The following is a 25,130-nucleotide window of genomic DNA, read 5'->3' as shown; positions in this document are numbered from 1 at the left end:
GGTCGTTTTTAAAAGGGTCTCCAATAAAAAACCCATAATGGGCCCGCAAAAGACACATAAGCTATTGACTTAGCATATATTTATTAAGGCGGCGCTCCAACGTCGCCCGGACTTTTACGGCTCTGTTTCAAGGCTCAAAACCAACGATGTCCCCACTCGATCAAGCGCTCGCCGATGCTTCGCCGCGACTCAATCCGCGCCCCATGCCGCTGCTGAGCCTCGCGATTTATCTCGCGGTCTTCGCGCTTTGGATCGTGCTTTTTTTGCGCGGGCTTTTTCTCGATAATATTTTCGCCTGGTCGGCCGGCATTCTCTATGTCTCCTACGACACGTTTCTGTTGGCCTTCGTGACCTGGCGAACTTTACCTCTTAAAAATTGGCCGCTTCAAAATGCAGCCGCGGCGCATATCGAAGACCCATCGCATCTGTCGCTCGGCGTCATCATCGCCGCGCATAATGAGGCGGCGGTTCTCTCCGTCACTATAGAGGCGCTGCGCGCCCAATCCGACGCGCCCGATTTTATTGTGATCGCCGATGACGGATCAAGCGATGCGACGCGCGAGGTACTTTTCAACCTTTATGGGTTGATGCCGCCCGATCTCGGCGGCATCAGCGCGCCCGCCCCGCAGTTTCCGGCCCTGCGCTGGCTGCGCCTGCCGCATGGCGGCAAGGCGCGCGCACTCAATGCGACCGTCGCGCGTCTCGACGCAGATATCCTCCTCACCGTCGATGCCGATACATTGCTTGCGCCGGATGCGATTCACGCGATGCGGCAGGCTTTCATGCGCGAACCGCAGCTTGTTGCGGCCACAGGCATCCTGACGCCCGTCTGCGCCAAGACGCTCACGGGGCGCCTGTTCCAATGGTTCCAGACCTATGAATATGTCCGCAATTTCATGTCGCGCTTCGCGTGGATGCAGTCGCATGGGCTTTTGCTGATTTCCGGCGCATTCGCCGGCTTTAGGCGCGAGGCGCTGCTGAAGGTCGGCGGCTTCGATCCCGAATGCCTTGTCGAGGATTATGAAGTCATCCATCGCCTGCATCGCTGGTCGGTCGATCATCGCCTCGGCTGGAGCGTCCGCGTGCTCGGCAATGCGCATGCGCGCACCGACGCGCCGGGCACGCTGCCGGCCTTTCTGCGCCAGCGCCGCCGCTGGTTCGCGGGCTTTCTGCAAACCCAATATTGGAATCGCGATATGACCGGCAATGCGCGCTTCGGTCAGCTCGGCACCATCATGCTGCCGATCAAGGCTGTCGACACATTGCAGCCGGTCTATGGGCTCGTCGCCGTGGCTCTTCTGCTCGCTTCCCTTGTGACGGGCCATGTGACGCTCGCCGGCGCGATCCTCGGCGTCATCAGCGCGAAGATCGCGATCGACCTCGCCTTTCATCTGTGGTCGCTTCACCTCTACCGGCGCTGGACGGGCGACACCGAGAGCACCCATATCTGGCATGCCGTGATGGCGGCCCTCATCGAGCCCTTCAGCTTTCAGATCCTGCGCCATCTCGGCGCGGCTTTGGGCTGGGTCATGCTGCTCTCGCGCAAGACAAGCTGGGGACGTCAGAACCGCGCCGGGCTTCTCGCCATGAGCGGCAGCAGCCATAGAGATGAGCCTCGCCCCTGCCGCGCCCCATAGGCCGATAGAAACCTTGACCCGCGCGCGCTGGGGCGGCACAACCAGCCCATGCGCGTCACGCTCATCGACAATTACGACAGTTTCACCTTCAACCTTGTGCATTATCTGGGTGCGCTCGGCGCCGAGGTGAGCGTCCATCGCAACGACAAGATCAGCGTCGCCGACGTGCTCGCCGCGCGGCCGGATGCGATCGTGCTATCGCCCGGCCCCTGCACGCCGCACGAGGCCGGCATCTGCCTCGATCTCATTAACGCGGCGAGCGAAACGACACCGATTTTCGGCGTCTGCCTCGGCCATCAAGCAATCGGCGCCGCCTTGGGCGGAGACGTTGTCCGCGCGCCGCTGCCGGTGCATGGCAAGCTTTCGCTCATCGATCACCAGGGCGAGACGGTGTTTCACGGCTTGAATCAGCCGTTCAAGGCGACGCGCTATCATTCGCTTGTCGTCGAACGCGCGACGCTTCCGGATGAACTCAAGATCACCGCCGAGACGGATGGGCTCATCATGGGCCTCTCGCATAAGACAAGGCCGCTGCATGGCGTGCAGTTTCACCCAGAAAGCATAGCCTCGGAGCAAGGCCCGCTCATCTTGCGCAATTTTCTCGATCTTGCGATGGATTGGAACGCGAAGAACGGGCGGAGTTCATAATTGATGCTTCATCCTTCGAGACGCGAGCTTCGCTCGCTCCTCAGGATGAGGGTAGTGCCACGTGGCCTTGCCATGAAGCCCTCATGCTGAGGAGCGCTTTCTAAAAAGCGCGTCTCGAAGCACGAGGGCTTCACTATTTCTTTGCCGTCTCCTGGTGATATCGAAACCCGCATGGATGCCTTCAAACCCTTTCTCGCAAAGACCGTTTCCGGCGCACCGCTGGATCGCGCCGAAGCGCGCGCGGCCTTCGATCTCATTTTGTCCGGCGAAGTCACCCAGGCACAGATTGGCGGCTTTCTGATCGGTCTGCGCCAGCGTGGCGAGACCGTCGATGAAATCACCGGCGCGGTATCGGCGCTGCGCGCGCAAATGCGCCGCGTCGAGGCACCCGGTAACGCGATCGATATCGTCGGAACCGGCGGCGACGGCCATGGCACTTACAATGTCTCGACGCTCGCCGCTCTCATCGTCGCGGCCTGCGGCGTGCCGGTCGCCAAACATGGCAATCGCGCGGCCTCGTCCAAATCGGGTTCGAGCGATGTGCTCGCAGCGCTCGGCGTAAAGCTCGGGCTTGCGCCGGCGGATGTCAGTCGCTGCATCGCAGAAGCAGGCATCGGCTTCATGATGGCGCAGGCCCATCACGAAGCCATGCGTCATGTCGCCGGCGCCCGCGCCGAACTCGGCACACGCACCATCTTCAATTTGCTCGGACCTTTGTCCAATCCGGCGGGCGTCAAACATATGCTGCTTGGCGTCTTCTCGGCCGCCTGGCTTCAGCCTCTGGCGGAGGTCTTGCGCGAGCTCGGCACCGAGAAAGCCTGGGTCGTCCATGGCGCCGACGGGCTCGACGAGATATCGACGACCGGCCCGACGCAGGTGGTAGCCCTCGAAGGCGGCAAGATTCGCGCCTTCGAGATCACGCCGGAGGAGGCAGGACTGCCCCGCGCCGCTCTCGCTGACCTCAAGGGCGGGGACGCTGCTCATAATGCCGCGGCGCTGACGGCTGTTCTCAAAGGGGCGCAAACGCCTTATCGTGATATTGCCCTCTTCAATTCGGCCGCTGCCCTTGTCATCGCGGGCAAAGCGGCCAATCTCCAGGAAGGCGTGGCCTTGGCGGACGCGGCCCTGCGGTCTGGCAAGGCGGCAGACGTTCTGGCGAGGCTCGTAGACGTCAGCAATCGCGGATAGATCCATTGGCCGATATTCTGAAAAAGATCGAAGCCTATAAGCGCGAGGAGATCGCCGCCGCCAAGGCGCGCCTGCCCTTGGAAGCCTTGATCGCTAAGGCCCAGGCCATGCCGGTGCCCCGCGGCTTCGTCAAAGCGGTCGAAGCGAAATTGGCGGCGCATGAATTCGCGCTTATCGCCGAGATCAAGAAGGCGAGCCCGTCGAAGGGACTGATCCGCGCCGATTTCGATCCGCCGGAGCTCGCCCGCGCCTATGCGCAAGGCGGTGCCGCCTGTCTGTCGGTGTTAACAGATAAGCCTTCTTTCCAGGGCGATCCCACCTATCTCGAAGCGGCCCGCGCGGCGGCACCCCTGCCCGCTTTGCGCAAGGATTTCCTCTTCGAGCCTTATCAGGTGTACGAGGCGCGCGCCTGGGGCGCCGATTGCATCTTGATCATCATGGCCTCGGTCACCGATGCCGAGGCGCAGGCGCTCGCCGCCACGGCGCGTGAGCTCACGATGGATGTCCTCGTCGAGGTGCATAATGAGGCCGAACTCGATCGAGCCTTGAAGCTCGACACAAAGCTCGTCGGCGTCAACAACCGCGATCTCCACACGTTCGAGGTCTCGCTCGCCACATGCGAGCGCCTCGTGAAGCTGATCCCGCAGGATCGCATCGTTGTCGGCGAAAGCGGCATATTCACTTATGCGGATTGCCAGCGTCTCGCAGCATCTGGCATCAATACATTTCTGGTCGGCGAGAGCCTCATGCGCCAAGCCGATGTCGAAGTCGCGACGCGGCAGCTTCTGACCGGCTTCGAGGCTGCGCAGCCGCGCGTGCAGAAAGCCCTATGAGCGAGCTTTCGCATATATCGGCCACGGGCGAAGCCAATATGGTCGATGTTTCGGGCAAGCCCGTCACCGAACGTATCGCCGTCGCCGAGGGCTATGTGCTGATGCAAAAGGCGACGCTCGATCTCGCTCTCTCTGGCAATGCCAAGAAGGGCGATATTTTCGCGGCGGCGCGGCTCGCCGGCATCATGGCCGCGAAGAAGACATCGGACCTGATCCCGCTCTGCCATCCGCTGGCGCTCAGCAAGGTCTCAGTCGATCTCGAAGCCGATCCGGCCCTGCCGGGTATCCGCGTACAGGCTTTCACCAAAGTCTCGGGTCAGACCGGTGTCGAGATGGAGGCTTTGACGGCGGTCGCCGTCGCCTGCCTGACGATCTACGATATGTTGAAGGCCGCCGATCGCGGCATGCGAATCGACGGCATCGGGCTTTTAGAAAAACAAGGCGGCAAGTCCGGCATCTGGAAACGTGAGGCGCAGCGCCAAGAATGAGTTCTGAAGTATGAGTTCAAAGAATGCGCTTTCCGTCGCCGAGGCGCGCAGCCTGATCCTCGCGTCGGCTTCGCCTATAAAAGACATCGAGCCTGTCCCGCTTCACCAGACGCTTGGCCGGACTTTGGCCGAAGGGCTGGTCGCGCTGCGGACGCAGCCGCCGCTCGCCGTTTCCGCCATGGACGGCTATGCCGTGCGGGCGGAAGATCTCGCCACGCTTCCAACCAAGCTGCATCTCATCGGCGAGAGCGCTGCGGGGCATGGATTCGACGGCGCGCTCAAGCGCGGCGAAACCGTGCGCATCTTTACCGGTGCACCAGTACCAGCTGGCGCTGATGCGATCCTGATTCAGGAAAATGCCACGGCCCACGGCAGCGAGGTCGAGCCTCTGCAAAGCGTCGCCGCCGGGCGCTATGTCCGGCCGGCCGGATTGGATTTTAAAGAGGGTCAGCTTCTCCTGCCTGCGGGTACGCGCTTGGGCCCGTCTGAAATTGCACTCGCGGCCGCCATGAATCACGCCAAGGCTCCGGTCGTCCGGCGCCCGCGCGTCGCACTTCTCGCGACAGGCGATGAATTGGTGAAACCCGGCGAGCCCATCGGCCCCAATCAGATCGTCGCGTCGAATAGTTTCGCGGTCGGCGCGCTCGTCGAAGTGGCCGGCGGCGAGGTGATCGATCTTGGCATAGCAGGCGATGATTTCGCCGCGCTCGAGACCGGCATCAGAGCGGCGCGTGAAGCTCGCGCCGATATTTTGGTGACACTCGGCGGCGCTTCAGTCGGCGATCATGATCTTGTCAAGACGGCGCTCACGAAAGAGGGCATGGAACTCGGCTTCTGGCGCGTCGCCATGCGTCCCGGCCGGCCGCTGATTCACGGCAAACTCGGCGCCATGTCGATCTTGGGCCTCCCCGGCAATCCGGCTTCCGCCATCGTCTGCGGCCTGCTCTTCCTCACGCCGCTGATCCGTGCCATGAATGGAGATGCGCAGGCCAATGCCGATAATCTTGAAACGGCGGTTCTCGGTGCGCCTTTGCGCGCCAATGATGCGCGGCAGGATTATTTGCGCGCTACGCTCGCGCCAAAGGAGACAGGCTTACCCGTCGCTTTACCTTTCGAAGCCCAGGACTCATCACTGTTGCGGGTCTTCGCGCAATCGCAATGCCTGATCGTGCGAGAGCCCGATGCACCGGCCGCTAAATCCGGCGATCTGTGCAAGGTCATCAAGCTGACACCAGGACGTTTTTAGACTCGAAGCAATTTCCAATAGAGAGGGATCAGCATGAGCGTTTCGCACATTTTGTGGATCATCGCCGTAGGTTTCGTCGCCGGAATGCTGGCCCGCTGGTTTTCACCGGCCCCGAACAACCCGCAAGGGTTCATCCTGACGGTGATTCTCGGCATCATCGGCGCCTTTGTCGCGACCTTTATCGGTCAAAAGATCGGCTGGTATCATGAGGACCAGGGCGCAGGCTTCATCGGCGCGACGATCGGGGCGATTATCGTTCTCATCGTCTGGCGGGTGATTGCCGGCCAAGTCTATCCGTCGGCGGGCGGGCCGCCGTCCGTCGGGCCGCGACGCTGGCTCTGAAGCCGCGCGCCGCTCTCGGCCTGGTTCTGGCGGCATTGCTGATCGCGCCTCTTCAAGAGGCGCGGCAGTCTGCAGCGGCGACCATCATCGCCACCGAAGAACCCGTCGCCGTCATCTCGGCAATCTACCGGCAGGCGATCAAAGAAGCTGCTTCCTCCTGGCTCGAACCGAAGGAGCGGCGCAAATATCTATCGAAATCTCTGCTGGCCCTTTGGGCGAAGGCCGACGCGAAGAAGCCGCCCGATGGCGATGCCGGTCCGATCGATTTCGACCTGACGGCCGATACCAACGGCCTCACGCTCGAAAGCTTCACGGCCAGGCTGCAGATTCAAACCGCCGATACAGCGACCGTCGCGGTCGAGCTCGTCTATCAAAAACCCTATGTGCGGTCCGACGGCCCTTTCGTCGTGACTTATGATTTCCTGCGCGAGACCGGTGGCTGGAAGATCGATAATATTCACACCAAACGCTGGTCGGTCCGGGATCTTTTAACACGATGGCTGAAGGACGCATGAGCCGTAGGCCGAGACCGTCGCGCGCGGTCTTTAGCCTTGCCTGCCCCGTCGTTATTTTTCTTGCGAGCCTTGTCCTTCCGGCAGGCGGGACATCCGCGCTGGCAAAATCACCTTCAGCGCCGCTCGATGAATTGCGGAAAACATTCACAATCGATGGCAAGCCCGTGCCGCCCGAAGTCTTCCGCGATATGGGCGACGGAGACATGGCCGATTCCGGCAGCATCATCGTCACGATCGATGTGAAGGCGGCAATCGGCAGCAATCTCTATTTCGACGATATTAAAGCCAACGGAGACTGGTTCACGCAGACGCATAAGCGCATCGGCGACGATCTCACGGAGGAGTCCGCCTATCGCTTCATCGGCGCGACCGAGAACAAGCTGCTCGTGGTCATCGCGTCTTATAGCGGCGGCGGATCCGGTGTCTTCTACACGCTGCATATTTTGGATGCGCAAGCCGGACGCGGCTTCGATTTGGAAGGCAAGCTTTACGACCGCCTCAATCTTACGGTACTCCGCAGCGTCGCGCTGGGTGACCGCTGGGATGGCACGGTAAAGATCACCGGCAATGTAATTGCGATCACGGCGACCGGCGGTGTTCCTGCCGGCGAAGCGCGCAAGCCCACAACCGTCACGCTCAAAGCAGAACGGCCATAAATTCAAAGATCGATGGACTTCGCTTCCGGCCAGGCCAGCGGCCGAAGGAGGACGATGGTCGCTCCAGCGTGAGCAAAATGCGACGAGATCGTCATCCAGCAAAAGCAAAAGGGCTCCCCGAAGGGAGCCCTTGATCTGGCGTCTGTCGCGCGGGCGCTTTTATCAGCACCAACGGTGGCAGGAATGGTCGTCCGCATCGTTCGGCAGCTCGAGATGGCCGAGACGCCGCCACGCGTCCGAACTCGTCTCGTTCGAGGTTTCCCATTCGCGCAAAAGCTGCTGATAGGCATCTTCCTCGAAATTGAAGACGCTCTCGTAAGAGACGCTGACAATGCCGTGGTCGCCCGTTTCGATATCGGACAGCCGATCGGGATCGCCGACGATGATCTCGCTTTCCTCGGCGGTCATGAACACGCCCTTCAACGGCTTGCCGCAATCGCCTCTGAGGATCACAAATTTTTGGAGCATGGATGCCGACACTCTCTGAAAACGCACTTGCCGGGGGAGGCAATGGATGAGACGCCGTCTCTATGCCGCGAATTATGCCTATTTTCAAGCCCCTGTGGGCAAGAATCATCCTTCTCAATGCTTATATTTTAAGCTTTCTTTCCCCGCGGCGGACGGGTGGCAGCTGTTCACCCAACGAATCATTGGACGAATCCCTGAAACGCTCCCTTCGTCCTCAAGCCGCCGGGGTGCTTTTTACCGGGTGTCTTTGGCGCTATCGTCGCGCGGCCGAAACGGCCCGTATATTTATTTTAGGGAGGGAAGCGATGCGCAAACTGATCGTTACGCTCACCGCAACAGCCGCGATTTTGATAAGTGGAATGCCAGCAGGTGCCCAAACGTTACGTGGCGCCGCGAATGTCGTGGGAACCGCGCGCAATTATACGCCAGTCGAAGAAGCCGCCTGCCGGGGATGGGGCCGCTGGTGCGGTCCGGGCTATGTCAGGGCCTGCGGTCCGTATCGCTGCTGGTGTCGACCCTGCTGGTAGTCGATCCGCGGCGACGCCGCGCAGTTCAATAATGTGTTGCCGGGGGCCGCCGCAAGGCGGCCTTCGTATGCGCGGGTGACGGCATTCCGCCGCGTAAGGTTTCAAACGCCGGTGCGCATCTCGGCGCTGCAGGGATTCATGGCGAGCAACGGAAGCCGTATCCGTGCGATCGTTCCCGGAAATCCGTTCTCGATTTCCATTTGTGCGCCGATGGCGGCGCTCAATCGTTTCATTATGTTCAGCCCGAGGCCCTCGGATTTCAGCGCCTCTTGCGGCAAGCCCGTACCATTATCCGAGATAGTCAGTTCCGCCTCGGGACCCTTGCGTTTGAATTTGATTTGGACACGCCCTTCGACGTCGCCGAGGTGGTGCTTAACGCTATTGGTCACCAGCTCCTGGACGATCAAAGCCAGCGTGGACGAAACGCCTGGGCTCAAGTCGATGGAATCAACATCGGCTTCGATGCGAACCGTTTGATCCTTGAGCACGGATTGCCAGCTTTCTACAAACTCGGTGAGGTAATGACCGAAATTTGTTTCTCCATAACATTGCAGGCGTCGTTGAAGGACACAGATGGTTAGAAGAATATCGTTGATCCACGCCAATTGATCCCGCGCCGAGGGATCGGCTGTTTGGTTGAGCTTAAGACGAACGAGGCTCATGACGAGCTGAAAGGTATTCGCGCTTCTATGTTCCGTTTCCACCAATTGAAGCACGAAATCGCTTTCGGTGAGATTCATCATTTTGCCTGCTCCAATCTGTGGCATGAAAGTGCCGTAGCACGTCAACAATCGCGTCCTCCCCCTTGAGCTAGATCAAGGATGAAAGACGAGTTCTCATGTTGACTGCGATCGGTGCAATAGGCCGAAAGGACTGTTATAAGCCTTGGCTGATGCGCTGGGCGAATGCCGCTTTTTAATAAAATGCAATGCATTCATCTCGGTGCTGTCTGTGGATCCGCTCCAATGTCTGATCACTTGAATGAGACAGACGCAGCCGGGGCCTTTCAGGCGCTGAAAGCGCTACCCGTAAGCGCGGTCATTCTCGATGCCACCGGGCGGATCATATCGGTCAACGACACATGGAAAGAGTTCGCCCGTAAAAATGGGCTGCATATGCCGGATTTCGGAATTGGCACGAACTATTTTCAATATTGCCAATTTGACGGACCGCAGGCACCGCGGCTCGTCGAGGATCTTCGAGAGTTGCTGGCAGGCCGGATCGATGTCCTGACCTTCATCTATCCCTGCCATTCGTCGAGCGAGCAAAGATGGTATTCGCTCATCGGATTGCCGCTCTCGCTCGATCGGCCGACAGGAGTTGCGCTCCTGCATGTCAATCTCACGGACATGCTTCCGCATTTGACCCATGCGCGTCCGATCCTGGTCGAGCCCGACCCGAGCGCTGGTTCGGTAACGATCAGCGACGCCATCGAGCACTCGGTTTCACAGACGCTCGCCTCGCAATTAAGTCAGATGATCGAAGGACAGTTCACCGCTCCGCCTTCGCTTGAAAACGGAGAAAAGCCCTGCGCGCCCGATGAGGCTCTTGGCTCGCTCCTGAGCGAACGTCAGATGCAGGTTCTCCGTCTCCTCGGAGAAGGCAAGACGAACAAGGAGATCGCCGCGGCTCTCTTTCGCTCGCCCTATACGATCAAGCTACATGTATCGGCGATCTTGCAACGCTTGAAACTCAGGAGCCGGACCGAGGCGGCGCTTCTGGCCTCAAGACTGCTCGAAGCGGATGCGCCCGATCTGAATCAGGGGCGTCTCAAGTCGTGGATCAAGACGGACGCGGCGTAATCCTCAAGACTGGCTTATGCTAAAAGGCGAAGCGCGACCGGAGAACCGCGTAAAGCTCGCGCTTGGCTGATGCCCAAGCGTTGCCGGCGCGCGGCTGAAGCCCATATCCACCCCTTGCACAGCGTTGAGAGAACATATAGAGTACGTTCACTCTTTGTTTAAGGCTCTTTGAGTCTATGGAGGGGATGCGGCGCTTGATTCGAGCGTGTGCGGAAGGCGACGCCGCCTAGGGGATTAGGAACAGATGCTCACTAAGAAGCAGAACGAATTGCTGCGTTTCATCCACGAACGCCTGAAGGAGACCGGCGTGCCGCCCTCCTTCGACGAGATGAAGGACGCGCTCGATCTGCGGTCCAAATCCGGCATTCACCGGCTGATCCTCGCGCTTGAGGAGCGTGGCTTCATTCGCCGCCTGCCGAACCGCGCGCGGGCTCTCGAAATTCTGCGCCTGCCCGATTCCTCTTCACCGCCGTCTCCGTCGCGCGGCAAAAAATTCGAGCCAAGCGTGATCGAAGGCAATCTCGGCCGGGTCCATGCGATCGCGAGCCCGGCTTTGCCCGATGATGATTTCAGCCGCTCCGTCATCGCGATCCCTGTGATGGGACGGATCGCGGCGGGCACGCCGATCACCGCGCTACAGACCCGCAGCCATACGATCAGCCTGCCGCCCGACATGCTCTCGCCCGGCGAACATTATGCGCTTGAAGTGCGCGGCGATTCGATGATCGAGGCCGGCATTTTCGATGCCGACACCGTGGTCATCCGCAAGCAGGAGACAGCCGAGACCGGCGATATCATCGTGGCGCTCATCGACGACGAGGAAGCCACCTTGAAGCGCTTGCGCAAGCGCGGCGCCTCGATCGCGCTCGAAGCCGCCAATCCGGCCTATGAGACGCGCATCTTCGGGCCAGACCGCGTGCGCATCCAAGGCAAGCTGGTGGGTCTGCTGCGGCGGTATTGACGCCATTTCCTTCTCCCCGGCTGCGGGAGAAGGAGGGCCGCGACGCTCCAGAAATTATAGATCAGGCGGATCGTCCTTCACAGCATCGGCGAACTTCCGAGTGAGGCGAACGAACTCGCTGATATCCTGCGCGTCCCATGTCTTAAAAATCGCGCGGCCGATCCGGTCGCGCGCCGCATCGACAAGATCGGTCATGGCCTTGCCTTTTGGCGTGATGACGGCTTCGCGCACGCGCCGGTCGGCGGCGCTCTCCTGACGTTCGACAAGGCCAAGGCTTTCGAGCTTGGCGACCTGCCGGCTGACCGTCGTGTAATCGCGCCCGGCTCTGTCGGCCAAGTCCACGACTCCGATCGGGCCGAACCGTTCGATGCCGACCAATAGCGGAAACAACGCCCGGTCGAGCGGAATCCCAGCTTCCTTGATGAGGAATTCATCGCGCTGCGGCCGGTTCATGGCGCTGACAATATCCAGCAAAGCGTCATGGAACTGCCTGAGCTGCGCGCTAATATGTGTATTTTGCACTCTTTTGCTTGACGGCATCGGCGGCCTCTCATATATGTGTATTATGCACATAATAAGCGCATATGGAAAGGCAAACATCTTGAAAGCTGCACTCGTGAAGGGCGCCGGGCTGATTCCGGTTTATGGAGATTTCGCCGATCCCGCGCCGTCCGATGGCGAAAGCCGCATCGCTGTGAGCGCCGCCGCTCTCAGCCCTGTCGTGAAAAGTCGCGCATCGGGGACGCATTACAGCTCGTCGCAGCGGTTTCCTTTTGGTGTGGGAATAGATGGCGTGGGCCGGCTCGACGACGGCCGCAGGGTCTATTTTGTCATGCCGCGCGCGCCTTATGGCAGCATGGCCGAACGGACAGTGGCGCCCTCCGCCCAATGCCTCGCCATCCCCGACGAGCTCGACGATGTGACGGCGGCAGCTATCGCCAATCCCGGCATGTCGTCATGGGCAGCCTTTGTCGAACGCGCAAAACTAAAAGCTGGGGAGACAGTGCTGGTCAATGGCGCGACCGGCACCGCGGGGCGTCTCGCCGTCCAGATCGCGAAATATCTCGGCGCGAAGAAGGTCGTTGCGACGGGCCGCAACGCCGATGCTTTAAAATCCATCGCGGCGCTTGGAGCCGATATCACGATACCGCTCGCCGCAGATGACGCCGCCTTGGAAGACGAGCTCAAGATGCAGTTCGCGCAAGGCGTCGACGTCGTTATCGATTATTTATGGGGAAGAAGCGCCGAGCGTCTGCTGATCGCCGGGGCGAAAGCCGGGCTCGATGCAATACCGATCCGCTTCGTTCAGGTCGGCTCCGCCAGCGGGTCGGACATCGCCTTGCCGAGCGCGGCTCTGCGGTCTTCTGCAATCGAGCTGATGGGCAGCGGCATCGGGAGTATCCCACTCGATCGCTTCGTCAATGCGATCGGCAATCTCCTCCATGCGGCCGTACCGGGCGGCTTTCAGATCGCCACCAATCCTATTCCGCTATCGGATGTCGAAGACGCGTGGTCGCGTGACGATAGCAAAGGGCGCATCGTATTCACCTCCGCGCCTGCATAAGACATCTATTGCTCGAAAGCATCGCCGCCGCTTTCGATCGCGTCTTCGTCGTCGCGATTGGTCAGGGGAGACGCCTTTCCCCAATGTTGCGGCGGAGGCCGCGACCAAGGGCGGTCTTCGCCCGGTGCCCGCGCGGTGCGCATCAGCAAGCTGTCGCCCACGATCTTCAATGTGAGAGCGCCCGTATCTCTCAATCGGTCGCGGTCGATAATGAGCGGCGCGGCGCAGCCGCCCGGCGCAAAGAGCGGCGTCACGATCACCGCCGCGCGCGTACAGTCCTCGGCGAAAGCCTGTTTGTCGGTGACGAGCGAAACCGCGCGGCCGTCCTTCAGATGGCCCACGCAACCCCATTTGTCGCAAGCCTCTTTCTGAACGGCGGCGCGCGCAAGACGCCCGTCGGCGTCGGCGCGCAGCCATTGTTCGGCGGCAAAGGCGCTTGGCCTGCGGCCGATGACGGCGAGCTGGCCATCGGCGCCGCGCAGCGCCGCGGCATCGCCCGAAGGCGCAATGGCCATGTCGAAATCGGGGCCGGAGACCGCGCCGCTGAGCCCAATCAAGATCAAGGGAATGGCGCTCAGCCGGAAGATCATGCTGCGCCAGATCACGGCCGACAACACGCCGAGCGCCAGAAACACGATGGCCCATGGCGCGAAGGCCGGCAGATGGATCGTCGAGCCTGGCAGCGCACCGATGAGCCTGGCCGCCCACATGATGAAGCCGACGCCTGCGCCAACAAAATGCCAGACCCAGGCATCGAGCCCGAGCGGATAGAGCAGCGTGCCGAGCAGCGCGCCGGGCACTGCGAACATTTCGATGATGAGCAAAGTCAGCGGATTGCCGATGAGCACATAAGGGCTCAGCTCGTGAAAATTATAGGCCATGAAAGAGGCCGTCGCGGAGGTTGCGCAGAAGGTGGCAAACAAAAGCGCACCCGGGCCGTGCCGCAGCCAGTCGCGCAACGGCGCGAGCCGCGCCCATAGGTCTCCGTCGCGCACGGGAATGGCCGTGTGGGAAACCCGGTCGTCGCGCTCGCGCGAGAGGCTCGCCATGCGCGCCTCATAGACGGCGACGAGCGCCGCGACCGCGGCGAAAGACAATTGAAAGCTCGCGCCCAAAATGGCTTCCGGCTCGATGAGCATCACGGTTAGCGCGGCGAAAGCGAGATTGCGCATCGTCAGCGCCTGCCGGTCGAAGATGACGGCGGCGAGCATGATCGTGGTCATGATCAGAGCGCGCTCGGTGCCGACACGCGAGCCGGTCGCAATATCGTAGAAAATGGCGCCCGCGATGGCCGCCGCCGCGGCCCATTTTTTTATCGGCTGCCGTAAGGCAAGCGCCGGCGACAAGGCAAGGATGCGCCGCAGGCCGACGAAGAAAATCGCCGCGACAAGCGTCATCTGCACGCCGGAAATCGTGATGATGTGAAATATGCCCGCCTCGCGGATCACTTCCTTGGCATCGTCGGACAGAAGATCGCGCTTGCCCGTCACCATGGCCGCGGCGATGGCGCCCGCATCGCCGGTGACGATCTGATCGACGCGGCGCGCCAGAGCATTTCGGCCGCGATCGATCGCGCTCGTTGCTGCCATCAGCAGGCCCTGTGGCGCAGGCGGCTGCACGACGCTGATGACGCCAAGCACATTACCGACGCCGCCAAGCCGCATGAACCAGGCATCGCGGGCAAAATCATACCCCCCTGGAAGGCTTGCATGAGATGGCGGCAGGAGCCGCGCCTTCAGATGGACATAGGTGCCGGCCTCAAAGGGAGGCGTGCGGCGGATGGTGAGACGGACGCGATAGGGCATCTCGGCCGGTTTCAGGCCATCCGCCGAAGTCAGACGCAGCAGAAACCTTGCGCCTTCTCGGCGAAAATCCATTTCCTCTATGAAGCCTTCGAGCGTGGCAATGCGGATATGATCGAGCACGGGAGCCGCGACCCGCGCCGAGCGCCAGCCGGCCGAAACGAGCCCAAGGCAAATCGCGCAAAGCGCGATCAGCGGTATAAAGAGAAGGCGGTTGCCGCGCGCAAACCAGGACGCGAGCGCGAAACCCGCCGTGAGCGCTGCCGCGAAACCGAGCGAAGGCTCGCGATCGGCTTCAAGATAGAAAACGACGCCGGCACCGACGGCGACGGGTATCCAGAGAAAAAGCCGTCTCTGCGCGATCTCCTCTGCGAAGGCGCTTCGCAGCGCCGCCGACAGAAAAGAAAAGCGCCGCCACCGCACGGCGAAGGTCTGGCCGGCGGCAAAACGTCTCTTCGCGGCGGCTGATGCCGAATCCCCCATAACCCACTCGGGCGCAAACAATTGACTCAAAAGAGCGCAACAAGGGCTTCAAATATAAGGTGATCCGCCAAAACCCTTTGCTTTCGCGCCAGCCATGCTACACGACCGCGAGCGCGAAGCGAGCCAAAAGCTTCGTTTTTTGCATCGGTTTTGAGCCTCTCAGGAAAGTCCCGGATGTCCGACCCCGTGGTCACGCGTTTTGCTCCGTCGCCGACGGGATTTCTTCACATCGGCGGCGCGCGGACGGCTTTGTTCAATTGGCTCTATGCCTGCAACACCGGCGGCAAGATGCTGCTGCGCATTGAGGACACGGATCGGGAACGCTCGACCGATGCCGCCATCGCCGCCATTCTCGACGGGCTGTCCTGGCTCGGTCTGACCTGGGACGGCGATGTCATCTATCAGTTCCAGCGGGCGCAAAGGCATCGCGAGGTCGCGCAGTCTTTGCTCGACACAGGCAAAGCCTATTATTGCTATGCTACGCCGAAAGAGCTCGAGGAGATGCGCGAGAAGGCGCGCGCCGAAAGCAGGCCCCCGCGCTATGATGGTCGCTGGCGCGACCGCCCTGCCTCCGACGCACCGCCCGACGTGAAGCCGGTGATCCGCCTCAAAGCGCCGCAAGAGGGCGAGACCGTCGTCGAAGACAAAGTCCAAGGCCGTGTCTCCTGGGCGAACAAGGATCTCGACGATCTCGTGCTTCTGCGCTCCGACGGCACGCCGACCTATATGCTCGCCGTCGTCGTAGACGATCATGATATGGGCGTCACGCAGATCATCCGCGGCGACGATCATCTGACCAATGCCGCGCGCCAGATGCAGATCTATGAGGCGCTCGGATGGGCGGTTCCGGCCATGGCGCATATTCCGCTGATCCATGGTCCGGACGGCGCCAAATTATCGAAGCGTCATGGCGCTCTCGGCGTCGATGCCTATCGCGCCATGGGCTATTTGCCGGACGCCTTGCGCAATTACCTCGTGCGTCTCGGCTGGAGCCAAGGCGACAAGGAGTTTTTCTCGACGCAAGAGATGATTGAGGCCTTCGATCTCGCGCATGTCGGGCGCTCGGCGGCGCGCTTCGACTTCGTCAAGCTCGAAAGCATGAACGGCCATTATATGCGCTCCAGCCCGGACGAGGATCTGCTGAAAGCGCTCAATGCCGCCCTGCCCTTTCTGCCGAATGCCGAACCCATCCTGCAGAAATACGATGCCGCCATGCGTGCCAAACTCTTGCGTGCCATGCCGGGCTTGAAAGAGCGCGCGAAAACTTTGATCGAACTTTTGGACGGCGCCAATTTTCTCTTCGCGGAACGACCATTGCCCATCGACGACAAGGCGAAGACCATTCTTTCGCCCGACGGCCGCACGCATCTCAAGCAATTGATCCCGCGCTTCGCCGCCTTGCCCGACTGGACAGCCGCCGCGACGGAAGAGGTCGTGCGAAATTATGTCGAAGAAACCAAAGTCAAGCTTGGCCAAGTCGCGCAGCCGCTGCGCGCGGCGCTGACCGGGCGCTCGACATCACCCGGTATCTTCGATGTGCTTGAAGTTTTGGGGCGCGAAGAAAGCTTAAGCCGCTTGCAAGATCAATCGGACTAATGGACGGGCAGCCGGTCGCTTGACGAATTCAAATCCTCATGTAGGTGTGTTGCAGTGCAACACACTAGTGGATGCTCGAAATCTTCACCTGAGCGGCGACGTCGAAAGCTCACTTCGACATCCGTTTTGGTATACCAGTTCGGGCACCGAGGGCGGCATTCATGAGCGAGACGACCGGGTCTTTCAGCATTGGCGATCATAAGGTCGATATGCCCGTTAAAACGGGATCGATCGGTCCCTCTGTCGTCGATATCGGCAAGCTTTATGCGCAAACCGGGATGTTTACATTCGATCCCGGTTTCACATCGACGGCGAGCTGCGAGTCTCAAATCACATATATCGACGGCGATGAGGGCGTTCTGCTCTATCGCGGCTATCCGATCGAGCAGCTTGCCGAACATGGCGACTATCTCGAATCCTGCTATCTGCTGCTGTACGGCGAATTGCCGACGCCCACGCAGAAGGTCGATTTCGAACATCGCATCACGCGCCACACGATGGTGCATGAGCAGATGGCGCGCTTCTTCCAGGGCTTCCGCCGCGACGCGCATCCGATGGCCGTGATGGTTGCCAGCGTCGGCGCGCTCTCGGCCTTCTATCACGACTCGACGGATATTTCGGATACGGGCCAGCGCATGGTGGCCTCCATGCGGCTGATCGCCAAAATGCCGACGCTCGCCGCCATGGCCTATAAATACAACATCGGCCAGCCTTTCGTTTATCCGAAGAACTCGCTCGATTACGCCTCGAATTTCCTGCACATGTGCTACGCCGTGCCGTGCGAGGAATATAAGGTCAATCCGATCTTCGCCCGGGCGCTCGACCGTATTTTCATCCTCCATGCGGACCATGAGCAGAATGCCTCGACCTCGACGGTCAGGCTTGCCGGCTCCTCGGGCGCCAATCCTTTCGCCTGTATCGCCGCGGGTGTCGCCTGCCTCTGGGGACCCGCGCATGGCGGCGCCAATGAAGCGGCGCTCAAAATGCTCGAAGAAATCGGCAGGGCCGAGAATATTCCGAAATATATCGCGCGGGCAAAGGACAAGAACGATCCTTTCCGGCTCATGGGCTTTGGCCATCGCGTCTATAAAAACTACGACCCGCGCGCCAAAATCATGCAGCGAACCTGCCATGAAGTCTTGAACGAGCTCGGCAAGAAGGACGATCCGCTTCTCGAGGTCGCGAAAGAGCTCGAAAAAATCGCCTTGAGCGACGAGTATTTCGTCGAGAAGAAGCTCTATCCGAATATCGATTTCTATTCGGGCATCACCTTGAAGGCGATGGGTTTCCCGACATCGATGTTCACGGTTCTCTTCGCCGTTGCGCGCACTGCCGGCTGGATCGCGCAATGGAAGGAAATGATCGAGGATCCGGGTCAGAAAATCGGCCGGCCGCGCCAGCTCTATACCGGCGCGCCGCTCCGCGACTATATTGCCCCCGACAAGCGCTAGCGCATGATCCCGAAAAGTTGCAGACTTTTCGGATGAGATCATGCGTCAAGAGGCTAGTTTGAGTTCGCTTCCCCCCGCGGACATCATCGTTGCGGGTGCTGGCGCGGCCGGTCTGTCGGCCGCGATCGCCTTGGCCGATGCGGGTTTTCAGACTCTCTGCATCGGCCGCCTCGATTTCGGGGCGCATGGACGCACCGTTGCGCTGTTCGAAGGCTCCCTGCGTTTCTATCGCGCGCTGGGGCTTTGGCCGCACCTAACGCCGCTCGCCGCGCCGATCGAGACGATCAGCATGATCGACGACACGGGCGCAGCCATTCGCGCCCGGACCGTCACCTTCTCCGCGAGCGAGATCGGGCTTCCGGCCTTTGGTGCCAATATCGAAAATAACGCGCTCGTCGAGGCGCTGGCCGGCATCGCCCGCGCGCGGCCCAATCTCACGCTGCATGACGGGTTTTTAAAAGACATCGCTTTCGAAAAGGAAAGCGTTCGTGCGACCGCGGAAGACGGCAGCGTTTTCGAAGCCAAGCTCCTCGTTGCCGCCGACGGCAGAAAGTCTTTGGCTCGAGGCAAAGCCGGCATCGGCGCCCGCGCCTGGACCTATCCGCAAGTCGCGCTCACCGTTTTCCTCGCGCATGAACATCCCCATCGGCAGATCTCGACCGAATTTCACACGCGCTCGGGTCCCTGCACTTTGGTGCCTTTGCCTGCCAAAGCCGATGCCCCGCACCGTTCCTCCCTCGTCTGGCTGATGAGCGGCGCGGACGCGAAACGGCGCGCCGCGCTTGCACCCGACGCCCTCGCAGCCGAAATCCAGAACCAGGTCCATAGCCTTCTCGGCGCCATGCGCCTCGACGGACAGCCAGGCTTTTTCCCGATGACGGGCCTGCGCGTCAGCCGCCTCGCCGGGCACCGTATCGCGCTCATCGGCGAGGCCGCGCATGTTTTTCCGCCGCTCGCCGCGCAAGGCCTCAATCTGAGCCTGCGCGACACCGCCAATCTCGTCGAAATTCTGGAAGATGCACAGATGCTGGGCCGCGACATCGGCACCGCCGCGACGCTCGCGCCCTATAGCGTCGAACGGCGCAGCGATATTTCCGTGCGCACGCTCGGAATCGACGTGCTCAATCGCTCCCTGCTGACCGATCTTATCCCGGTCGATTTTTTGCGCAGCGCCGGGCTTCTGGCTTTCGCAATGATCGGCCCGTTGCGCCGCGCCATCATGCGCGAAGGCATTCTCCCGCACGGGCATCTGCCGCGCCTGATGCAGCCGCAGCCTTCGGGCCCCGCCGGGATCAACGAGCCTGCCCTCCGGCGAAACCGGGCCAGCCGGAACCGGTCTCAGCGCTTGACTTGATCTTCATTCCCCCTTCATACGCCTCAGCGAGCATCAGGTAGACGACATAGGGGCGTTTTCGATCGATGGGTTTCCGCCAATCCTCCTTGCGCTACAGACTCGAGGATATGGCCTTCGTTTTGGCTGGTTTCATCCTGACCGCCTTGCCGATCGAAGCGGCGTCATGGTTTTCCGGCCGCGTTTGGCGCTTTTTCGGCCCGAGAATCGGGCGCCGTCACGCGCGCGCGCTTGCCAATCTAGCCAAAGCCTTTCCCGAAAAAGGCGAGGCCGAACGCAGCGCGATCGCTTTGGATATGTGGGAAAACCTCGGACAGACCTTCGCCGAATCCTTTCGCCTTGCCGAACTCGCCGCAAGTCATCGCGTGGAGATGCAGAGCCAGGACATATTCGCCGCGATGGCTCCGGAAGAAGGCCGCGTCTTCTGCGCACCGCATCAAGCCAATTGGGAGATCGCCGTGCTTGCGATCACGGCGCGGGCCAAAACCCAGCCGGCCGGCGTCTATCAGCGCATCAAGAATCCCTTGGTCGACGCGCGCGTGCGCAAGATGCGCGGCTTTTTATATCCGGGCGGCCTCTATCCAAAGAACTCACAGACGGCGCGCCAATTGATCCGCCATACGCGCGAGGGCGGCACGATCGCCATGCTCGCCGACCAGCGTGATTTCCGCGGTCTCCGCGTACCGTTTTTCGGACATCTCGCGCCGTCTACCCCTTTCCCGGCCATCGTCGCCCGCACCTATGACGTGAAGCTTTATGCCGGCGAAATCATCCGCAAGCCCGGTGTGCGCTTCACCATCCGCCTGATCGAAATCGAAGTGCCTAAAACCGATGATCGGGAGGCCGATATTCTGGCCGCCACGGCTTCGCTGCAAGGCGAATTCGAGCGCACGATCCGCCAGCATCCGCAGCAATGGATGTGGTCGCATCGCCGTTGGGGCTGAGCATGATCCCGAAAAGTTGCAGAGTTTTCGGACAAAGATCATGCGTTAAAAAAGCTGCTCAGCCTCTGACGCTTCGGTCATACAATCTGAACGGGAGATGACGGGCGGGTTCAGGCAGCCGTCAGCTCGTGTTTGCGATTGTGGCTTTGGAGCAATCCCCCCCGGAGCATGATTTTCCCCGACGTCATGCTCCGGGTGCTTTCACAAAGGCTCCGAAGGAGATCTTAATGATTCGCCAAATCACTCTCAGCCTCGTCGCATTCGGCCTGATGGCCGCCGCCGCGGATGCCGCGCAGATGCCGGTTGCGCCCGAAAAGCCCGGCGTCGCCATGAAGGCCCCGGCTCTGACGACGGGACGTTCTGCTTATTACCACCATTGGCATCATCGCTGGCACCGCCATTGGCATCGTTGATACCGGCTCGATAAGCCGAACACGACGCATCCAGGGCAACCTGGATGCGTTTTCTGTTAAGATAGGTCCTCCAGAGCGCGATCGTTTTCCGGGATCATGCTCTAAGCTTGTTTTGACGCATGATCTTATTGCGAAGGGTCGAGCCGACTTTTCGGGTTCATGCTCTAGGCGCCGCTGGAGGATGACCGCCGTGCAAATCGCCACCTGGAACGTCAATTCCGTCCGGCAAAGAACGGAACACCTGCTTCGCTATTTGAAGGATGTTGGCCCCGACGTTCTCTGCCTGCAGGAAATCAAATGCGTGGACGAAGCCTTCCCGCGCCTGGAGGTCGAGGCGCTTGGCTATAATGTGGCGACCCACGGCCAGAAAGGCTTCAACGGCGTCGCGATCCTTTCCAAAGCCCCGCCCGAAGTGACGCGCGGCCTGCCGGGCGACCCCAGCGACGAACATGCGCGCTATATCGAGGCGATCATCCCGGACGGCGCCGGCGTCGTGCGTGTCGCCTGCCTCTATCTGCCCAACGGCAATCCGCCCGACACGGATAAATACCCCTACAAGCTCGGCTGGATGGACCGGCTGATCGCGCATGCGAAGACCTTGCTCGCCTATGAGGAGCCGCTCGTCTTTGCCGGCGATTACAATGTCATTCCGGACGCGCGCGACGCCTATGATCCGGCTGCCTGGGTCAACGATGCGCTGTTCCTGCCGGAGACGCGCGCACGCTTTCGCACGCTGCTCAATCTCGGCCTGACAGATGCCTTGCGCGCGACGACAGACGATGCCGGGCTCTATACATTTTGGGACTATCAGGCCGGCGCCTGGCAGCGCAACAAAGGCATCAGGATCGACCATCTCCTCTTGTCGCCGCAGGCAGCCGACCGGCTTTTGAAGGTGACGATCGACAAGGAGCGGCGCGCCGAGGAGAAGCCGTCGGATCACGTACCGATCCGCATCGATCTCGCGTGACGCGTGGACAAGCCCTCGCTGATCATTGGACTGGAAGATCAGCTAGCGAAGCTTTGGCGCGCGAGCCTCGGCGCAGCTCTGTGGTGCGCGCCGATCGCCATCGGCCTTGCGATCTGCTTTGCCAATCCGCCCGTCGCCGACAATCTCCGCAATCTCATTTTCGACAATTATCAACGCCTCAGTCCCCGCGCGTGGACGCCGGATCTGCCCGTCCGCGTCATCGACATCGACGATGCCTCGCTCGAAAAGCTCGGGCAATGGCCCTGGCCGCGCAGCCGGCTCTCGGACCTTGCCGAAAAACTCAATGAACTCGGTGCGGCCGCTGTGGTTTTCGACGTTCTCTTCGCCGAACGAGACCGTCTCACGCCGGAAAACATGCTGACGCAATTGCCGGATATCCCCGAGCGCGACGCTTTTCGCGACGCGCTTGTCGCCAAAGGCCTGATCAAGACCGATAGCCTCGCGGATACATTGGGCACGATCCCTTCGGTTCTCGCATTCGTGCTGACTTTCGAAGGCGCGCCGCGCGACATTCCGATCAAGACCGGATTTGCGACGATCGGCGACGATCCGATTCCGTTTCTGACGCGGTTTCACAGCGCCATCCTGCCTCTGCCGCGCCTGACCGAGAAGACGACAGGACTCGGCGCCATCAATTGGCTGCCCGACCGCGATCTCATCGTGCGAAAAGCGCCTTTGCTCTTTGCGCTCGATGATGCTCATGGCGCCCCGATGCTGGTGCCTTCGCTCGACACCGAAGCTTTGCGCGTGGCCCAAGGCGCCGATACGATCGTCGTGAAATCCTCCAACGCCTCCGGCGCGCAGGCCTATGGCGCATCGACCGGCATTATCTCGGTCAAGATCGGCAATGCCCTGATCGATACGGAATCGGACGGCATGGTGCGCGTCCGCTTCGCAGGAACGCAAGCGGGCCGCCGCATTCCGGCATGGCGCGTGCTCGATGGGTTCACCAGCGCTGACGATATCCGCGACAGGATCATGCTCATCGGCTCAAGCGCCTCGGCGCAAGCGGATATTCGCTCGACGCCATTGGAAGCCGCTGTCCCCGGCGTCGATATTCATGCCGAAGTGATCGAGCATATCGCCTCCGGCGCGCATCTGGCGCGGCCGGATTATGCGCCGGGACTTGAGGCTTTCCTCCTCGTTCTCGGCGGCCTCACGGCCACCTTATTGGCGCGCTTCGCCAACCCGGTCGCCGCCGCGCTCTTTACCTTTTTTGTGATCGCCGGTTTCGCAGGTGCGAGCTTTCTGGCTTTCTTGCGGGCCGATCTTCTGTTCGATCCGCTGCTGCCCGCTGCGACATCGCTCGCCTCCTATACAACGATGACGGTCGCCGTCTACCGCCGTTCGGAACGCCAAAGACGCTTCGTGCGTCAGGCCTTCGCGCGCTATCTCGCGCCCGCGCTGGTGGAGCGTCTGGCGGAAGATCCATCGCGTCTTCAGCTCGGCGGTGAAGCAAGGGATGTGACTGTGCTCTTCAGCGATATCCGCGATTTCACCGCGCGGGCCGAAGCCCTTTCGGCGCAAGAGGTCGTGCAATTTCTCAATATGCTGCACACGCCGCTGACCGAGATCGTGCTCAATGAAAACGGCACGCTCGACAAATATATCGGCGATGGATTGATGGCCTTCTGGAACGCGCCGACCGATGTTCCACATCATGCCGGACACGCCTGCCGGGCGGCGCTCGCCATGCGCGAAACGGTCGCTTTGATCGACGCGAGAGTCGCAGCCGAGACAATCGAAGCCGGACGCTCACATCAGCCGATCGACATCGGGATCGGCATTTCGTCCGGCGAAGTCTTCGTCGGCAATATCGGATCGCAACATCGCTTCGACTATTCAATCGTCGGCGATACGGTGAATATCGCAGCGCGGCTCGAAGCGACGACCAAGGTGCTGGGCGTCCCGATCATCGTCTCGGAAACGACCGTCGAAGCGGCGCCGGGTTTTCTCTTCGTCGGCCTCGGCGACATCGATCTCAAGGGCAAGAGTCACGCATTGCGCGTCTTCGCCCTGCATGGATCGGCGAAGGAGGAGTCCGCCGATTTCAAATCATTCCTCACGTTGCACGAGGCTGTGCTTTCGGCCGTCGAGCGAAAAGACATCAAGATCCACCAGATCGTCGCCGCCGCGCAGGCGCATCCTGAAAGCGCGCCTTATGTGAAATTCTACGCAAGCCTTTTGCGCGGCTTGGCTTAGGGTCAGGGCGCATAAATGGGAGGACTCATACTCAAAGGTCGAGCGCGTTCCTTCTCCCTGTGGGAGAAGGTGCCTCGCGGAGCGAGGCGGATGAGGGGTTTCGTTCCATCCGAATAAGAGTCTAACCCCTCACCCGGCTGCTTCGCAGCCACCCTCTCCCTCTGGGAGAGGGTTCGCCTCCCTCCTTTTTTGAATTCGTGACCTGGATCACTTCAACCGCTCCATCAGAGCCATGGCCGCCGCCGGATTGCGCTCCTTGGCCCCGGCGATGAAATAAAGGAAACAATCAAGGCCCTTGGCTTTCGCAGCGGGCGGCTTTGCGAGCAAGGGCAGTTCTGCAACCGCTTTGCCCCCGCTCCATTGCTTCACATATCCCGCCCAGCGATCGAGTTCCTTTTTCGGATAGCCTTGCTGCTCTTTCGCTTGGCTCGTCTGCAGCCGTGCATAGACGAAATCCGCGGTTGGATCAGCGATCAGCGGATATTTATCGGAGAGCGCAAGGCAGATCGCGACCTTGTGGCGCCGCGCGAGCGCGACGAAATCTTCATTGCAAAAACTCTCGTGCCGCACCTCGACGACGTGACGGAGTTTGAGGCTGTCCAATTTCGGTGGCAGGCAGCTGAGAAAAGCCTCGAAATCCTCCGGCTCGAATTTTTTCGTCGGCGCGAATTGCCAGAGGATCGGCCCGAGCTTCTTGCCCAATTCGGCAAGGCCGCTGTCAATAAAGCGCGTGACGGCCGGCGCCGATTCGGCGAGCACTTTGCGATGCGTCGTCAGCCGGTGCGCCTTGATGGAGAAGACGAAGTCTTTCGGCACTTCTTCCGCCCAGCGGCGGAAGCTCTCCGGCGATTGCGTGCGATAGAAGGTGCCGTTGACCTCGATCGTCGAGACATGCCGGCTGGCGAAGGAAAGCTCGTCAGCCTGCTTTAACCCGCGCGGATAAAAATTATCGCGCCAAGGCGCATAGGTCCAACCGCCGATGCCGACATATATCTTCGCCACGGCTCACCCCGGGTTAAAATGGC

At 60.8% G+C, this 25,130-nt stretch carries 24 protein-coding genes; 19 read left to right on the top strand and 5 right to left on the bottom strand.

The window, feature by feature from the left end; translation table 11 throughout:
• The first annotated feature begins 146 nt into the window (after nt 1-146).
• The 9 genes from A3OQ_RS0112370 to A3OQ_RS0112330 all read left to right on the top strand — a co-directional run bounded on the left by A3OQ_RS0112370 (nt 147) and on the right by A3OQ_RS0112330 (nt 7,553).
• Nucleotides 147-1,637, top strand: a complete 1,491-nt coding sequence (locus A3OQ_RS0112370; protein WP_020175707.1) for a glycosyltransferase family 2 protein — start codon at nt 147-149, stop codon at nt 1,635-1,637.
• A gap of 48 nt (nt 1,638-1,685) precedes the next feature.
• Nucleotides 1,686-2,285 carry an anthranilate synthase component II gene (locus tag A3OQ_RS0112365; RefSeq protein WP_020175706.1) on the top strand — a complete coding sequence of 200 codons (600 nt, stop codon included), beginning with the start codon at nt 1,686-1,688 and terminating at the stop codon, nt 2,283-2,285.
• 171 nt (nt 2,286-2,456) lie between these two features.
• Nucleotides 2,457-3,473, top strand: a complete 1,017-nt coding sequence (gene trpD, locus A3OQ_RS0112360) for an anthranilate phosphoribosyltransferase (protein WP_020175705.1) — start codon at nt 2,457-2,459, stop codon at nt 3,471-3,473.
• A gap of 5 nt (nt 3,474-3,478) precedes the next feature.
• Nucleotides 3,479-4,306: an indole-3-glycerol phosphate synthase TrpC gene (trpC, locus tag A3OQ_RS0112355; protein WP_020175704.1), complete on the top strand. Its 828-nt coding sequence runs from the start codon at nt 3,479-3,481 to the stop codon at nt 4,304-4,306.
• Nucleotides 4,303-4,794: a cyclic pyranopterin monophosphate synthase MoaC gene (gene moaC / locus A3OQ_RS0112350; RefSeq protein WP_020175703.1), complete on the top strand. Its 492-nt coding sequence runs from the start codon at nt 4,303-4,305 to the stop codon at nt 4,792-4,794. Before trpC ends, moaC begins: the two co-directional genes overlap by 4 nt.
• A gap of 10 nt (nt 4,795-4,804) precedes the next feature.
• Nucleotides 4,805-6,040, top strand: a complete 1,236-nt coding sequence (locus A3OQ_RS0112345) for a molybdopterin molybdotransferase MoeA (RefSeq protein ID WP_020175702.1) — start codon at nt 4,805-4,807, stop codon at nt 6,038-6,040.
• 33 nt (nt 6,041-6,073) lie between these two features.
• Complete coding sequence (locus tag A3OQ_RS0112340; RefSeq protein ID WP_020175701.1) at nt 6,074-6,382, top strand: GlsB/YeaQ/YmgE family stress response membrane protein; 309 nt, start codon at nt 6,074-6,076, stop codon at nt 6,380-6,382.
• Between the two features lie 35 nt (nt 6,383-6,417).
• Nucleotides 6,418-6,897, top strand: coding sequence for a hypothetical protein (locus A3OQ_RS22225; RefSeq protein WP_020175700.1), 480 nt, complete (start codon nt 6,418-6,420; stop codon nt 6,895-6,897).
• Complete coding sequence (locus A3OQ_RS0112330) at nt 6,894-7,553, top strand: hypothetical protein (protein ID WP_020175699.1); 660 nt, start codon at nt 6,894-6,896, stop codon at nt 7,551-7,553. Before A3OQ_RS22225 ends, A3OQ_RS0112330 begins: the two co-directional genes overlap by 4 nt.
• A 162-nt stretch (nt 7,554-7,715) precedes the next feature.
• On the opposite strand, the gene A3OQ_RS0112320 is transcribed toward A3OQ_RS0112330, so the two are convergent.
• Nucleotides 7,716-8,021: a hypothetical protein gene (locus A3OQ_RS0112320; protein WP_020175697.1), complete on the bottom strand. Its 306-nt coding sequence runs from the start codon at nt 8,019-8,021 to the stop codon at nt 7,716-7,718.
• Between the two features lie 628 nt (nt 8,022-8,649).
• A complete protein-coding gene (locus A3OQ_RS0112315) occupies nt 8,650-9,291 on the bottom strand; it encodes a sensor histidine kinase (protein WP_026595776.1) in 642 nt (213 codons plus the stop codon).
• Between the two features lie 222 nt (nt 9,292-9,513).
• Between A3OQ_RS0112315 and A3OQ_RS0112310 the strand changes: the two genes are divergently transcribed.
• Nucleotides 9,514-10,350, top strand: coding sequence for a LuxR C-terminal-related transcriptional regulator (locus tag A3OQ_RS0112310; protein WP_161607334.1), 837 nt, complete (start codon nt 9,514-9,516; stop codon nt 10,348-10,350).
• A gap of 244 nt (nt 10,351-10,594) precedes the next feature.
• On the top strand, nt 10,595-11,311 hold the full coding sequence (gene lexA, locus A3OQ_RS0112305) for a transcriptional repressor LexA (protein ID WP_020175694.1): 717 nt from the start codon (nt 10,595-10,597) through the stop codon (nt 11,309-11,311).
• Between the two features lie 54 nt (nt 11,312-11,365).
• Here the strand turns inward: lexA and A3OQ_RS0112300 are convergent, their stop codons facing one another.
• Nucleotides 11,366-11,851, bottom strand: coding sequence for a MarR family winged helix-turn-helix transcriptional regulator (locus A3OQ_RS0112300; protein ID WP_020175693.1), 486 nt, complete (start codon nt 11,849-11,851; stop codon nt 11,366-11,368).
• Nucleotides 11,852-11,912: 61 nt separating this feature from the next.
• Here A3OQ_RS0112300 and A3OQ_RS0112295 point away from each other — a divergent pair, with 61 nt between their 5' ends.
• On the top strand, nt 11,913-12,875 hold the full coding sequence (locus A3OQ_RS0112295) for a quinone oxidoreductase family protein (protein WP_020175692.1): 963 nt from the start codon (nt 11,913-11,915) through the stop codon (nt 12,873-12,875).
• A 5-nt stretch (nt 12,876-12,880) separates the two neighbouring features.
• On the opposite strand, the gene A3OQ_RS0112290 is transcribed toward A3OQ_RS0112295, so the two are convergent.
• Complete coding sequence (locus A3OQ_RS0112290) at nt 12,881-15,160, bottom strand: ComEC/Rec2 family competence protein (protein ID WP_020175691.1); 2,280 nt, start codon at nt 15,158-15,160, stop codon at nt 12,881-12,883.
• Nucleotides 15,161-15,334: 174 nt separating this feature from the next.
• Between A3OQ_RS0112290 and gltX the strand changes: the two genes are divergently transcribed.
• The 7 genes from gltX to A3OQ_RS22220 all read left to right on the top strand — a co-directional run bounded on the left by gltX (nt 15,335) and on the right by A3OQ_RS22220 (nt 24,105).
• Complete coding sequence (gene gltX / locus A3OQ_RS0112285) at nt 15,335-16,756, top strand: glutamate--tRNA ligase (RefSeq protein WP_020175690.1); 1,422 nt, start codon at nt 15,335-15,337, stop codon at nt 16,754-16,756.
• Between the two features lie 161 nt (nt 16,757-16,917).
• Nucleotides 16,918-18,207, top strand: coding sequence for a citrate synthase (gltA, locus tag A3OQ_RS0112280; protein ID WP_020175689.1), 1,290 nt, complete (start codon nt 16,918-16,920; stop codon nt 18,205-18,207).
• Nucleotides 18,208-18,265: 58 nt separating this feature from the next.
• On the top strand, nt 18,266-19,561 hold the full coding sequence (locus tag A3OQ_RS0112275) for an FAD-dependent monooxygenase (protein ID WP_020175688.1): 1,296 nt from the start codon (nt 18,266-18,268) through the stop codon (nt 19,559-19,561).
• Nucleotides 19,562-19,626: 65 nt separating this feature from the next.
• Complete coding sequence (locus tag A3OQ_RS0112270) at nt 19,627-20,502, top strand: lysophospholipid acyltransferase family protein (RefSeq protein WP_020175687.1); 876 nt, start codon at nt 19,627-19,629, stop codon at nt 20,500-20,502.
• Between the two features lie 227 nt (nt 20,503-20,729).
• Nucleotides 20,730-20,915 (top strand): hypothetical protein, encoded by a 186-nt coding sequence (locus A3OQ_RS0112265; protein WP_020175686.1) that lies wholly within the window; start codon nt 20,730-20,732, stop codon nt 20,913-20,915.
• 190 nt (nt 20,916-21,105) lie between these two features.
• On the top strand, nt 21,106-21,882 hold the full coding sequence (gene xth / locus A3OQ_RS0112260) for an exodeoxyribonuclease III (RefSeq protein WP_026595774.1): 777 nt from the start codon (nt 21,106-21,108) through the stop codon (nt 21,880-21,882).
• Between the two features lie 3 nt (nt 21,883-21,885).
• Nucleotides 21,886-24,105, top strand: coding sequence for a CHASE2 domain-containing protein (locus A3OQ_RS22220; RefSeq protein ID WP_020175684.1), 2,220 nt, complete (start codon nt 21,886-21,888; stop codon nt 24,103-24,105).
• Between the two features lie 207 nt (nt 24,106-24,312).
• Here the strand turns inward: A3OQ_RS22220 and A3OQ_RS0112250 are convergent, their stop codons facing one another.
• Entirely contained in the window at nt 24,313-25,107 is a 795-nt protein-coding gene (locus A3OQ_RS0112250) for a DUF72 domain-containing protein (protein ID WP_020175683.1), read from the bottom strand.
• Between the last annotated feature and the right edge of the window lie 23 nt (nt 25,108-25,130).

Origin of the sequence: Methyloferula stellata AR4 (genome assembly GCF_000385335.1) — a bacterium.
GTDB classification, from domain to species: Bacteria; Pseudomonadota; Alphaproteobacteria; order Rhizobiales; family Beijerinckiaceae; genus Methyloferula; species Methyloferula stellata.
The sequence above is the reverse complement of the archived record's forward strand: the minus strand, read 5'-3'. Positions and strand labels throughout refer to the sequence as shown.